Below are 13,899 nucleotides of genomic sequence, written 5' to 3'. Positions count from 1 at the left end.
CCGATCGCCGCCTCATATGCCGTTCGGATAAAAATAAACGAAATGAATTGTTCCGAAAAAGAATAGTTTGCTATGCTGGAGTCTCTGCTACGGGAGACGAAGCCTCATGATGCGCGACACATGGATGGACGAGCCGGATCGGAAGGTGTCCGTGCGCTCGCTTTTCGGAATCGACACCGATCTGGACGTTCCTGCGTTCAGCACGCGCGATCCGCACGTTCCGGAAATCGACGAGGCGTACCGCTTCAATCCCGAGGTCACGCTGGCGATTCTCGCCGGCTTCGCGTTCAACCGGCGCGTGATGGTGCAGGGGCTGCACGGCACCGGCAAGTCGACTCACATCGAACAGGTGGCGGCACGGCTCAACTGGCCTTGCATGCGCGTCAATCTCGATGGCCACGTGAGCCGACTCGATCTCGTCGGCAAGGACGCGATCGTCGTGCGCGACGACGTGCAGATCACCGAGTTTCAGGAAGGCATCGTGCCTTGGGCGCTGCAACGGCCGGTTGCGCTCGTGTTCGACGAATACGACGCCGGCCGTCCCGACGTGATGTTCGTGATTCAACGAATTCTGGAACGCGACGGCAGTTTTACGCTGCTCGACCAGAACCGCGTGATCCAGCCGCATCGTTTTTTTCGGCTGTTCGCGACGACCAACACGATCGGCCTCGGAAACCTGAACGGTATGTATCACGGCACGCAGATGTTGAATCACGCGCAGATCGATCGCTGGAACGTCGTCGCGACGCTCAACTATCTGTCGCGCGAGGAAGAGGCCCGCATCGTGCTCGCGCGCGTGCCGCAGCTCGATGACGACGCGGGCCGCGCGCTCGTCGATTCGATGGTGAGCATGGCGGGCCTCACGCGGCGCGGCTTCGCGGCGGGTGATCTTTCGACGCTGATGTCGCCGCGCACCGTCATTAGCTGGGCGGAAAACCGCGAAGTTTTCCGCGATACGAAGCTCGCGCTGCGTCTCACTTTCCTGAACAAATGCGATGAAGCGGAACGGCCGATCGTCGCGGAATATTTTCAGCGCGCGTTCGGCGAGGAACTCGATACGCCATCGCAGTGGCACGACGAGTCGGCGCGATGAACGACTCGCGCGAACGCGCGCGACGCGATGCGCTGTGCGCGGCCACCGTGCGAGCCCTGACCGGCGACGACGCATTGCATTACCGCGGTGGCAAGTTGTATCGGCATCTGCGGCTGGTGCCGTTGCATGCGCCGCATTTGCGCGGCGAGCACAGAGAGGAAGATGACGCCGATTCGACGCGCGGCGCGGCCGATGCGTCCGCGTTGCGCATCGCGCATTCGGATGCCGCGCTGCATCGCGAACTCGCTCCCGGTGAACCCGTCGCGCGCATGGTCTTCGACATGCTCGAACAGTTGCGCTGCGAAACGCGCGTGCCTTCCGGCATGGAAGGCGTGAAGCGCAATGTGCGGCATCGCTTCGATGCGTGGTCGCTCGCGTGCTACGAATCGGGCTTGCTCGACAGCGAAATCGGCTTGTTGATTTACACGGCCGCGCAAATGGCGCAGTCGCGTCTTTCGGGCCGCGCCGTGCTCGAAGAAACCGAAGGGCTCATCGAAGCGACCCGTGCGGCGCTCGCGCCATCGCTCGGCAATGCGCTTGCGGGCATGCGCCGCCATCGTCACGACCAGCGCGCGTATGCGGTCCATGCGCTGGAAATCGCGCGAACGATAGGCGAAATGGTGCAGGAAGTGCGGCACACGTTCGTCGAGAGCGATTCATCCGACGACGAAGAAGAAGATGCCGCGCGCACCATGCTCGGCACCTGGTTCGATACCGACGACGAACATGGCGAACTCGAACGGCTGGCGCTCGCTGCGAGTGGCGACAGCAGCGCGCGCGAGGCGACGGGCGAGGCGTATCGCATCTTCACCACGCGTTACGACAAGACCGTTCGCCCATCGACGCTGATCCGGGCCGCGTTGTTGCGCGAATATCGCGAGCGGCTGGACGCTCTGATTGCCGCGCGGCATATCAACGTGCCGCGTCTCGCGCGCATGTTGCAGGCATCGATCACCGTGCCGCGTCGCGATGGCTGGTCGTTCGGCGAGGAAGACGGGCGCATCGACGGCCGGCGGCTCGCGCAAGTGGTGGCATCGCCGGATGAGCGGCGCGTATTCAGACGCGAGCGCGAACGTCCGCACGCGGACTGTGCGGTGGGCTTTCTCATCGACTGCTCGGGCTCGATGAAGGCGAGCATCGAGCCGGTCACGGTGATGATCGACGTGCTCGTGCGAGCGCTTGGCATGGCGGGCGTCACGACGGAAGTGCTCGGCTTCACGACCGGCGCATGGAATGGCGGGCGCGCGAAGCTCGACTGGCTCGCGAAGGGCCGGCCGAAGTATCCGGGCCGGCTCAACGAAGCCTGCAACATGATTTTCAAGGAAGGGGAGGCAGGCTGGCGTGCCGCGCGACGCGATATCGCGGCGCTGTTCAAGGCCGATCTGTTCCGCGAAGGTATCGACGGCGAAGCGGTGGATTGGGCATGCTCGCGGCTCATCGCGCGTGACGAAGCGCGCCGCATCCTCGTTGTCATCTCCGATGGAAGCCCGATGGACAGCGCGACCGCGCAAGCCAACGATCCGAACTATCTCGATCAGCACTTGAGAGAGGTCGTCGAGAAGCACGAAGCATCGCGCGCTGTGGAAGTGCTCGGCCTTGGCGTCGGCCTCGATTTGAGCACGTACTATCGGCATCACTTCGCAGTGGATCTGAGCGTTGGGCCGGACATGACGCTATTCGCGAAGCTCGCCGCATGGCTCGGTGCGCGGCGCAGAGGCACGACTTAACGCGCGATGTATGTCGTCGGTTTCGAACAGGCCGATGAAGACGATGGCGGTTTCGTCGACATCGCGGCATGGCATGACTTGCCAGCGCTTGCCGACGACGTGGATCTCGGCACACGTTCCATCACGAGCCGCGCGATGCTCTTCGCGCGCAAGAGGCGATCGCCGATCGACGCGCACGTGGCCTTGGGCAAGCGGCGATCGAAACGCTCATCGGAGCGAAAGGCAACGCTGCGCAGATCGGCGCGAAGATGACTCGAAGGCATGAATGCTTGCCCTTCGATGCCTGAGAGCGCTTCGGCATGGGTCACTCCGCATGATCATTGGCCTCCCGAGACATTCGGTGCGAGGGAGAAGGGATTCGGCCCAGTATGACCAGACAAAAAGCGCGCGTCGTAGTGCCAGACGCGACCAATCGCTGGGGCCAGCGGCGGCGGCATCCTGGCACTAACGATGGTTTCGGCGTGGCTCTAAGCGGTACGTCGAGTTCGGTGCAGTATGAGGGTACTTTCCAAGGAGTCATCGGTGGCTACTCTCGACTACGTTGCGCCGGCCTTTCGTGGCGCGTGCGCCCCATACGATCCGCTCTACGACCCGCTCGTTTCGCCCATCGGCCGTCAGCCGATGGATTACGCGCCCACCTACTGGGTCGCGACCGCAGGCGAGCCGCCTGAAGACGACGGCCCCTTGCCCGGCGATGCCGACGTCGACGTGCTGATCGTCGGCGCGGGATTCACCGGCCTTTCGACGGCGCTCTTTCTGGCGCGCGAACATGGCATCCGCGCGACCATCGTCGATGCGAATCGCACGGCATGGGGCTGCACGAGCCGCAACGGCGGGCAAGGGCAGAACGCGAGCGGACGCCTCTATCGCTCGCAATGGATCGAACGCTGGGGCAAGCAGACGGCGCTCAGGCTCGATGCCGAGATCCGCGAAGGTTTCGACACCTTCAAGCAATTGATCGGCGAGTTCACATGCGATCCGCAGCCGGGCGGGCATCTGTACATCGCGCATCGCGCGCGCAAGATGGACTTTCTCGCGAACGAATGCAAAGTGATGCGCGACGTATTCGGCTACGACGCGCGCATGCTGAGCGCGAAGGAAGTCGCGCAATCGTATGTCGACGATCGCGAGAATTGCGGCGCGCTGCTGGAGCCCGATGGCATCGGCGTGCATCCGTTGAAGCTCGCGTTCGGCTATATGCGTATGGCGCGCTCGCTCGGCGTGAAGGTGCATCCGGGCACGCCGGTCCTCAACGTCGAGACGATTCGCGGCGTGCATCATGTCCGCACGCCGCGCGGCGTGATTCGCGCGAAGGCGATCGCGTTCGCGACCGGCGGCTATACGCGCAACGACATGCATCGCGCGCTATCCGCGAAGATCATGCCGATACTCTCGAACTCGCTCGTTACGCGGCCGCTTACGCAGGAAGAACTCGCATCGACCAATTTCCTCTCGCGCCAGGTCATTACCGATACGCGCACGCTGCGCTTCTACTATCGGCTGTTGCCGGATAACCGCGTGCAGATCGGCAGCCGCAGCGCGATCACCGGCGCCGATGCGGCAAACCCTCGCCATATGGACGTGCTCATCGAGGGCTTGCATCGCAAGTTTCCATCGCTCAAAGGCATTCGCATCGATTACTCGTGGTGGGGTTGGGTCGATGTGAGTCACGACATGATGCCGCGCGTCGCGCAACCCGATCCGCAGCAGAGCATTTTTTATGCAGTCGGTTATGGCGGAAACGGCGTGTCGTTCTCGGCGCATGCGGGGCGGCGTATGGCCGAGCGCGTCGCGGGAAAGTGGCAGCACAGCCGCGACGATCTGCCGATCTACGACTCCGCGCTCGAATATCCGAACGTGATGGGCATGGTGAAGTGGAAAGGCTTCGCGCCGTTCCGCCGCGTCGGCCAACGGTTTCTGTATCACAAGTATCTGACGCAGGACGAGAAGCGCTGAACGCATTTTGGTCTCTTTCGCAACGCACTGAAAACATCGACACATGAGCACACAAACGAATCAGGATTACATTCGCCTCTTGCAGACGTTCAACGATGCATGGAACCGCCACGACATCGACGCGCTGATGAACTGCATGGCGGACGAATGCGTTTTTCACGGCGTGGCCGGACCCGATGCGCTGGGCCGCACGTTCAAGGGCCGGGACGAAGTGCGCAAGGGCTTCACGCTTGCGTGGGAAACCTTTCCCGATGCATCGTGGAATGACGGCGAGCACTTCGTGAGCGGCAATCGCGGCGTATCGGAATCGACGTTTCGCGGCACGAAGGCGGACGGCTCGCGCATCGAGGCGCGCATGGTGGACGTCTTCACGTTCAGCGATGGCAGGATCGCGGTGAAGAACGCCTATCGAAAGGATCGTCCGGCGCTTTGAAGCGTCATTGAACGAACGCCTCGACCCGCCGGCAACGAACCCGCGGGCGAGCGCCGAATCGGTACAAGCAAATCAGGAGACGACATGCAATCGAGTACGGAGCAGAGCGATCTCAAGTGTGGCCTCAAGCAGCGCCACATGACGATGATCGCATTGGGCGGCGTCATAGGCGCCGGACTATTCGTCGGGAGCGGCGTGGTGATCCAGCAGGCCGGACCCGCGGCGATTCTCTCGTTTCTCATCACGGGCGGCCTCGTGGTTCTCGTCATGCGTATGCTCGGCGAGATGGCCTGCGCGATGCCCGCCGTCGGCTCGTTCTACGAATATGCGCGGCTCGCGTTCAAGACGCAGCGCGGGCCGGGCCGTCTCGCCGGGTTCCTGACGGGCTGGATGTACTGGTACTTCTGGGTCATCGTGATCGCGCTCGAAGCAGTCGCGGGCGCGAAGCTCGTGCAGTTCTGGATACCGGATGTGCCTGCATGGATGATCAGCCTCGTGTTGCTCGTCGTGCTCACGCTGACCAATCTCATTTCGGTCGGCAGTTATGGCGAATTCGAGTTCTGGTTTTCGTCGATCAAGGTCGGCGCGATCATCGTGTTCCTGTTTCTCGGCGGCCTGTACGTCTGCGGCTTCTGGCCCGCATCGATGCACACGACCGATGTCGCCGCGACGTTCCTCGGCCATGGCGGCTTCATGCCGAAGGGCATCGGGCCCGTGATGACAGGCGCGGTCGCGGCGACCGGCTTCTACTTCGGCGCGGAAATCGTCACGATCGCGGCGGCCGAAGCGAAGGAGCCTGCGAAGGCAGTTGCGAAGGCAACTAATTCCGTCATCACGCGAGTGCTCGTGTTCTATGTCGGATCGGTGGCGCTCGTCGTCGCGCTGGTGCCGTGGAATTCGCATCAGATGGCGACGCCTTATGTCAGCGCGCTCGAAGTAATGGGCATGCCCGCCGCAGCCAACGTGATGAACGCGATCGTCCTCACCGCCGTGCTGTCCGCGCTGAACTCGGGCCTCTATGCGGCATCGCGCATGCTGTTCGCGTTGACGCGTCACGGCGATGCGCCGCTCGGACTCGCGAAGGTCAACAAGCGCGGCGTGCCGACGCGCGCCATTCTGCTCGGCACGGTGTTCGGGTATGTGTCGGTGGTGATGTCGTATGTATCGCCGGATACGGTGTTCGCGTTCCTCGTGAATTCGTATGGCACGGTGGCGATCTTCGTGTATCTGCTGATCGCGTTTTCGCAACTGCGCTTGCGCGGCCGTATGACGAGCTTCGAAGTAAGCGACCTGCGCGTACGCATGTGGGGATTTCCCTATCTCACGTGGCTCGCGATCTTCGGGATGATGGCGATTCTCGTCGCGATGGCCTTCATTCCCGATCAACGCAAGCCGCTGTGGCTGGGCGTCGCGAGTCTCGGCATTCTGATCGTCGCGTATGTCGTGTTCAAGCGCGGCCGCAAGGAAGTCGAGGTCGAAGACGAACATCATTCGACGCGGCATCTCCAGACCAGCGAACGATAAGCACTGAAGCAAAGGCCGGTTTGCCGAATCGAAAACCGGCCTTCAATCCTTGAACGTCTTCGCGGTTTCTTCCGCAGCACGGCGCAGATCGGGTTCGAACGCAAGCAACTGATCGAGCGCCACGCGCCCCACCGGCGCCTGAATCGCAATCGCCGCACACGCGCGATTGCGATCGAGCATCACCGGCACCGCGATCGCAACGAGTCCCTGCAAATGCTCCTGATTGTTGATGGCGAGCATGCGGCGGCGTGTCAATGCGAGCTCCTTGCGCAGTGCGTCGCGATCGGTGATCGTGCGCTCCGAATACGAACGCAACGGCAAGCGTTCGATCATGCGTTCGCGCCGATCCTTCGGCAAAAAGCTCAGCAGCAGCTTGCCGCTTGCGGAGCAATGCAACGGCACATGCGAACCTGGCTGCAGATGCATGCGCAGCGGCCATCCCGTTTCGACGCGATCCACATAGACGACGTCGTTGCCCGCGAGCATCGTCAGATTGCATGTTTCGCCGACGCGCATGACGAGCTGTTCCAATAGCGCATGACGCGCCGCAGCGGGACCCGCGTGCATCAGCACGTTGATGGCGAGCGTACGCACGCGCGCCGAGCATTCATAAAGCTTGTCGCTTGCGCCGCGCGTGACGAGCCATGCGTCCATCAACTGCACCAGGATGCGATGCACGGTCTGTTTGGGCAGACCCAATGCATCGACGAGCTCGGTCATGGAAAGCGGGCGATTCGCCTCGGCGAGCGTTTCGAGCACGCGAAACGCGCGCACGGCGGCGGCATTCGATTGATTCGAAGTCACGCTTGTCTCCGTCTGCATACTTTTCGGTTTTATTTCATTGTGCGTCGAAAACACCGGTTTTCGGGACTCTAAAAAGTCCCGAAAAGCTGAATTTCCGATGCTCGCGCTATCGCTGCACGCGTTAGTCCAGAAAACGGGACCGCGCGACGGACGCGGCTGACTAGATTGGAAAGCACCTTCAATCTTCCAACAGCCGAGGTTTATCGCATGAATCACATGGCAAGCGGCGCGACGCTCGCACGTCCTCACGACGATGCGCCGAATCAACCAGAACCCGATGTGGAGCGCGTCGTTGCCGCGCTCGTGGCGCGAGCGCGCGCCGCGCAACGACGCTTCGAACAAGCGGGCCAGGAGACGCTCGACTTAGCTGCATCGGCCGCTGCGTGGGCCATCATGGAGCCGCAGCGCAACCGGCAACTCGCGGACCTGGCCGTGCGCGATACGGGCCTCGGCAACGCCGACGACAAATTCCGCAAGAACCATCGCAAGACGCTCGGCCTGCTGCGCGATCTTCACGGCGTCGCGACGACGGGCGTGATCGCCCGCGACGAGGAACACGGCATCGTCGAAATTGCGCGCGCGGTCGGCGTCGTGGCGGCGATCACGCCATCGACGAATCCGGCCGCGACGCCCGCCAACAAGATCATCAACGCGCTCAAGTGCGGCAACGCGGTCATCGTCGCGCCCTCACCGAAGGGCTATTCGTCGTGCGCGTTGCTCATCGAGTTCATTCATGCGGAGTTCGCGAAGGCCGGTCTCGATCGCGATCTCGTGCAGATGTTGCCGCATCCGATCGGCAAGGCCGCGACCGCCGCGTTGATGAAGCTCGCGGATCTCGTCGTCGCGACGGGCTCGCAGGCGAACGTCCGCATGGCCTATACGAGCGGCACGCCCGCGTTCGGCGTGGGCGCGGGCAACGTCGCATCGATCGTCACGGCGAGCGCGATTCCCGATGATGCCGCGCGCAAGATTGCCGCGTCCAAGACGTTCGACAACGCGACGAGTTGTTCATCGGAGAACAGCGTCGTGATCGAAGAAGCGATCCATGCGCGCATGCTCGATGCGTTGACGAAGCAGGGCGGCGTGCTGCTCGACGCTGCGCAGAAGGCGCGGTTGCAGGCGGCGATGTGGCACGACGGCAAGCTCTCGGCGCGCTGCACCGCGCGCTCGGCGACGGCCATTGCGCGCGAAGCGGGCCTCGACGATATCGCGGCGCGCGAGCCGAAGTTCTTGATGGTCGAGGAGAGCGGCTACGGCGCCGAGTATCCGTTCTCCGGCGAAAAGCTCTCGCCCGTGCTGACGGTCTATCGCGCGCGCGACATCGACGCCGCAATCGGCATCGTGCGCGGCATCTACGAATACATGGGCGCGGGACATTCGGTCGGCGTGCACGGCGCGGACGATGCCCTCGCCGTCCGGCTCGGCACAGAATTGCTGGTGGCGCGCGTGATCGTCGATCAGGCGCACTGCCTCGCGACCGGCGGCAACTTCGACAACGGCCTGCCGTTCTCGCTGTCGATGGGATGCGGCACCTGGGGCGGCAACAACTTCTCGGCGAATCTCGGCTATCGGCAATACCTGAACGTGACGCGCATCGCGTATCGGATTGCGGAGCGCGTGCCGGAAGTCGACGCGTTGCTCGGCGATTACTTCAGGAGGATCGGGCGATGAGCGCGCTAGCGGATCGAATCGTTCCTTCCGATCGTGCGCCGGTCGTTGCATCCACGTTGCGCGCATTGATCGACGCTCGCGCCGGACGCGCGCCGGACAAACCCTTCCTGCTCTCCGCGGTCGGAGACGACATGCTGACCTTCGGCGCGTTGCGCGAAGCATGTCTCGCGCTGGAAGAGCGTTTTCATGCTGCGGGCCTCCGTGCGGGCGATGTCGTGTCCGTCTTCATGGGCAACGGCATTCAGACCGCGCGGCTGCTGCTGGCGGCGATGTATAGCGGCCTGGTGGCGAATCCGCTGAATCTCTTGTGTCAGCCTTCGCAGGTGCGCTATATCGTCGAGCATTCGGAGACGCGCGCGATCTTCGTCGCCGATGACACGCACGACACCATCGTCGAAGCGATCGACGTGTTGCGTCGCGAAGGCATGGACCGTGACGTCGCTGTGGTGCGTACGTCGCCCGATGCGAACGCTTTACCCGATATCCCGACGCTTCCGTCACGCACGATCGGACTCGTGCGCGACGAAACGCCCGGCACGCATATCGTCGCGAGCGATGCGGGCGCGATGAATCCCGGCGATACGGCGCTGCTCATGTACACGTCGGGCACGACGGGCGCGCCCAAAGGCGTGCTGCTGAGTCATCGCAGCCTGCTCGCCAACATGCGCAACATCAGCGACGAACATCGGCTATCCGATGATGATCGCGTGCTCGTATCGTTGCCGCTCTATCACATCAACGGTCTCGTCGTCGCGCTGCTGTCGCCACTGTGGCACGGCGGATCGGCGGTGATGACGCCGCGTTTCTCGGCGCGCACGTTCTGGAACGAGGCATCGCAGTTCGGATGCACATGGATCAACGTGGTGCCGACCATCGTCGCTTATCTGCTGAACGGCGAGGGCGCTGAGGGCTGCGATCTGTCGGCGCTGAAATTTTGCCGCAGCGCGTCGGCAGCGTTACCGGCCGATCATCATCGGGCGTTCGAGAAGCGCTTTCGCATCGGCGTCATCGAAACGATGGGCATGACGGAGACCGCCGCGCCGATATTCAGTAATCCGTATGACAAAACGTTAAGGCGAATCGGCAGTATCGGCTTGCCTTCGGGCGGCGAAGCGAAGATCGTCGACATGGATGGACGTGAGTGCGCGCCCAACGAAACCGGCGAGCTCGTGCTGCGCGGCGAGCAATTGATGAGCGGCTACTACAAGCGTCCGGAAGAAACGCGCAACGCGTTCACGGAAGACGGATGGCTGCGCAGCGGCGATCTCGGTTATCGCGACGAGGCGGGCTTCTTCTACATCAATGGACGCGCGAAGGAACTGATCATCAAGGGCGGCGAGAACATCGCGCCGCGCGAGATCGACGAAGCGCTGCTGCGTCATCCCGGCGTGCTCGAAGCAGCGGCCGTCGGCGTGCCCGATGCAGCGTATGGCCAGGACATCGTCGCGTACATCGTGCCGAACGGCGGCGCGGCATCGCTCGATGTGGCCGACTTGCGCGCGCACTGTCTGCGCGAACTCGGCCGTTACAAGACGCCGCGTGAATTCCGCTTCACCGATGCCTTGCCGCGCGGACCTTCGGGCAAGGTGCAGCGCCTGAAGCTCGTATAGCTGACACGGCTCGATATTCCACATCAGATGGACCAAAGGAAGGAGACACTGTGAACAAGCAACGTCAGCGCGTGAAGACGCGCCATATCATTCTCGGCGTGATGTGTCTGATGTACTTCATCTCGTACATCGATCGGGTGAACATCGCCGTGGCAGGACCGTTGATCCGGCAGGAGATGGGCCTCACGTCCGTGCAGCTCGGGCTCGTGTTCTCCGCGTTCGCGTATCCGTATGCGGTGATGCAGATCGTCGGCGGATGGCTTGCCGATCGATTCGGCCCGAAGCTCGTATTGACCGTGCTCTCGTTGATATGGGGCGCGGCGACGCTCGCGACGGGCTTCGCGGGCAGCATCGGCATGCTCGTGCTGTTGCGCCTTGCGTTGGGCATCGGCGAGGGCGGCGCGTTTCCGACCGCCACGCGCGCCTTCACGTTCTGGATGCCGGTGCGCGAACGCGGCTTTGCACAAGGCATCACGCATAGTTTCGCGCGGCTCGGCGGCGCGGTGACGCCGCCGCTCGTGCTTGCCGTGGTCGCAGCGAGCGGCTGGCGCGAGGCATTCATTCTGCTGGGCATCGCGAGCCTTGCGTGGACGGTGCTGTATCTCTTCGTCTTCACCAATTCACCCGATGAAAACCGCCGCGTGACGCCGGAGGAAACCGCTGAGATCGGCTATCGCGCGGGAGAATGCGCGCGCGCGAGAAAGCAGCCGACGCCGTGGCGCATGCTGATTCATCGCATGTGGCTCGTGACCTTCGTCGACTTTTGCTATGGCTGGCTGCTGTGGGTGTATCTGACGTGGCTGCCTTCGTATCTGAAGGAATCGCGCGGCTTCGATCTGAAGCATCTCGCGCTGTTCACCGCATTGCCGCTGCTTGCCGGTGTTGTCGGCGATACGCTCGGCGGGGTGCTGTCGGACCGCATCTACCGGATCACGGGAAAACTGCGGCTCGCGCGCTGCAGCATTCTCGTCGTGGGCATGGGCGGGTCGCTCGCCTTCCTTCTGCCGATGGTCAATGCGCCGAGCCCGATCATGGCGGTGTGGTTTCTGACGGCATCGTTCTTCTTCCTCGAGATCACGAATCCGGTGCTGTGGACGTTGCCGCTCGATATCGCGGGCAAGTATGCGGGCACGGCGGGCGGCATGATGAACACGGGCTTCGGCATCGCGGGAATGGTGTCGCCGGTCGCGTTCGGTTATCTGATCCAGCAGACAGGAAGCTATAACGTGCCGTTCACGATTTCAGCGGGATTGCTCGCGGTCGGTGCGGTCGCGGCGCTTTTCATCGATACGAGCAAGACCGTCGAAGCCGATGAAGCGCGTGCGGCGCGCAGTCGCGAGGAAATGGGCGTGCCGGCGTTCGCGGGAGGGGCGGGGCAGTGGCATGAGTAGCGGCGTTCGCGCGTCGCATTGTTACGGTTGAGACGCTCGGCTCTGTTACGCTCCGGCATCCTTATTGAACGACGGAAGAGCGATGGTGGAGCATGACATCAGGGAGCGAGCGACGGCGCTCGCCAGCGCTGCTCAGGCTGCAATCGAGCGTGGCAAACGCGACCAGGCAATCGCCTTGTGGCACGGGACGTTCGATATCGAACCTCACGAGGCTCATTACGCGATCGAGGCCACCAATGGCCTCATCCGATTAGGTGAGCCGCTTCTCGCGCTGGAAATGTGTACGCGATGGATCGCGCGGAACCCCGACAACGCGATCGTCCGCGTACAGCGCGGCATCATCTATCTGAACGAATGCGGGGATCGGGAAAGCGCGATCGAGTGCTTTGTCGAGGCGCTCGAATTCGATCCCGACAACTGCGACGCACATTCCGCCCTCGCGCAGATTTACCTGTTCGCTGGTCGACCGGAACTGATGCGGTTCCATGCGAAGCAGGCGCTTATCCGGGCCGACGACAAGAGCGCGCTGCATCTTCGCGGACGATTCCTCTCCGATTATGCCGGGGTCATCGAACGTGCGGGCGCGCTGCTCGCGCAGACTCCCGACGACGTCGACATCTGGCTGATGTTGGGGAAAGCGCTGTACATGCAGAGCCGTTATCTCGAAGCGCTGGATGCATTTAGCCGAGCCGAAGAGATTGCACCGCACCGAGTGGATGCCTTCGGTCCGCTTGGGGACGTGCTCATTCTGCTCGGACGCGAGCGCGAGGGATGGCGCAAGCTCGAAGGGGTGTCGAGCGATGAGTATGTTCTTGCGCTTGATCCGGATATTGCCCCGTATCTTTCAAAATGGTGGCGGGGTCAATCGCTGCAAGGCAAGCGTATCTTGGTCGCCTACCATGCGGGCGTCGGCGACAATCTGATGCTCGCGCGTTACGCGAGCCGGCTGACAGCGGCGGGCGCGTCGGTTCACTTCGTTTGCCGGCCGGAACTGCACCGGCTGTTTCGCGATCTCGACGGCGCGCAAAGCGTTGCATCTGGCTGGCGGCCGGACGAACTGGCGAATTACGATTACTGGGTCTTCGACTACTTGCTGCCCGCATACATGCACGAGACAGCAGCGGCCATCTCCGACAGTCGACGCGGATACATCGAGGCGCCAGCTGATGCCCGCGCTCGCTGGGACAGCTTCATGCAGCCGTATGCGGGCAAGCTGAAGGTGGGACTGTGCTGGTATAGCGGGCCGCACAACTTCAGCGGCATCGACCGCTTCGTGCCTGCGCGCGCATTGAAGCCGCTGTCGGAGATCGAGGGTATCGAATGGTTCGTGCTGCAGAAGAACCAGGCGAACGCCAGTTTGACGAGGCAGTCGGGCATTCGCGCGCACGACGTGTCGTCTCAGTGGACGGACTTTGCAGATACCGCCGGCTTCATCGATCATCTCGATCTCGTGATATCGGTGGACTCTTCGCCGTTGCATCTCGCTGGCGCGCTCGGCAAGCCGACATGGGGAATCTTGCCGTCCGCGCCGGAGTGGCGCTGGGGACTGCAGGGCGAGCGAACCGAATGGTATCCCACCGTGCGTCTGTATCGACAGAAGAAGCTGCATGACTGGGAGCCGGTCATCGGCCGGATCGCGGACGATCTTCGCGAGTTGGTCGGCGAGCGGGGGGCTTCGGTGTAGCGCGCG

At 62.8% G+C, this 13,899-nt stretch carries 10 protein-coding genes; 9 read left to right on the top strand and 1 reads right to left on the bottom strand.

Annotated features, from left to right (window positions below):
- The first annotated feature begins 106 nt into the window (after positions 1–106).
- The 5 genes from NCT05_RS29030 (at position 107) to NCT05_RS29010 (ending at position 6,733) form a co-directional block, all read left to right on the top strand.
- Positions 107–1,093, top strand: coding sequence for an AAA family ATPase (locus NCT05_RS29030; RefSeq protein ID WP_008346051.1), 987 nt, complete (start codon positions 107–109; stop codon positions 1,091–1,093).
- Positions 1,090–2,820, top strand: coding sequence for a cobaltochelatase CobT-related protein (locus tag NCT05_RS29025; RefSeq protein WP_250503789.1), 1,731 nt, complete (start codon positions 1,090–1,092; stop codon positions 2,818–2,820). The genes NCT05_RS29030 and NCT05_RS29025 overlap by 4 nt, the downstream gene beginning before the upstream one ends.
- A 522-nt stretch (positions 2,821–3,342) precedes the next feature.
- A complete protein-coding gene (locus NCT05_RS29020) occupies positions 3,343–4,776 on the top strand; it encodes an NAD(P)/FAD-dependent oxidoreductase (RefSeq protein ID WP_008346045.1) in 1,434 nt (477 codons plus the stop codon).
- Between the two features lie 43 nt (positions 4,777–4,819).
- Complete coding sequence (locus NCT05_RS29015) at positions 4,820–5,209, top strand: nuclear transport factor 2 family protein (RefSeq protein WP_008346044.1); 390 nt, start codon at positions 4,820–4,822, stop codon at positions 5,207–5,209.
- An 84-nt stretch (positions 5,210–5,293) separates the two neighbouring features.
- Positions 5,294–6,733, top strand: coding sequence for an amino acid permease (locus NCT05_RS29010; protein WP_008346042.1), 1,440 nt, complete (start codon positions 5,294–5,296; stop codon positions 6,731–6,733).
- 42 nt (positions 6,734–6,775) lie between these two features.
- Here the strand turns inward: NCT05_RS29010 and NCT05_RS29005 are convergent, their stop codons facing one another.
- Positions 6,776–7,555: an IclR family transcriptional regulator gene (locus NCT05_RS29005; RefSeq protein ID WP_008346040.1), complete on the bottom strand. Its 780-nt coding sequence runs from the start codon at positions 7,553–7,555 to the stop codon at positions 6,776–6,778.
- Between the two features lie 189 nt (positions 7,556–7,744).
- Between NCT05_RS29005 and sauS the strand changes: the two genes are divergently transcribed.
- The 4 genes from sauS (at position 7,745) to NCT05_RS28985 (ending at position 13,893) form a co-directional block, all read left to right on the top strand.
- Positions 7,745–9,208 carry an acylating sulfoacetaldehyde dehydrogenase gene (gene sauS / locus NCT05_RS29000; RefSeq protein WP_250503788.1) on the top strand — a complete coding sequence of 488 codons (1,464 nt, stop codon included), beginning with the start codon at positions 7,745–7,747 and terminating at the stop codon, positions 9,206–9,208.
- Positions 9,205–10,818 (top strand): AMP-binding protein, encoded by a 1,614-nt coding sequence (locus NCT05_RS28995; RefSeq protein ID WP_250503786.1) that lies wholly within the window; start codon positions 9,205–9,207, stop codon positions 10,816–10,818. The genes sauS and NCT05_RS28995 overlap by 4 nt, the downstream gene beginning before the upstream one ends.
- Positions 10,819–10,868: 50 nt before the next feature.
- Positions 10,869–12,209 (top strand): MFS transporter, encoded by a 1,341-nt coding sequence (locus NCT05_RS28990; RefSeq protein WP_250479339.1) that lies wholly within the window; start codon positions 10,869–10,871, stop codon positions 12,207–12,209.
- An 82-nt stretch (positions 12,210–12,291) separates the two neighbouring features.
- Positions 12,292–13,893, top strand: coding sequence for a tetratricopeptide repeat protein (locus NCT05_RS28985; RefSeq protein WP_250503784.1), 1,602 nt, complete (start codon positions 12,292–12,294; stop codon positions 13,891–13,893).
- The last annotated feature ends 6 nt before the right edge of the window (positions 13,894–13,899 follow it).

It is taken from the genome of Caballeronia sp. AZ7_KS35, assembly GCF_023631045.1.
Taxonomy (GTDB): domain Bacteria; phylum Pseudomonadota; class Gammaproteobacteria; order Burkholderiales; family Burkholderiaceae; genus Caballeronia; species Caballeronia zhejiangensis.
The sequence above is the reverse complement of the archived record's forward strand: the minus strand, read 5'-3'. Positions and strand labels throughout refer to the sequence as shown.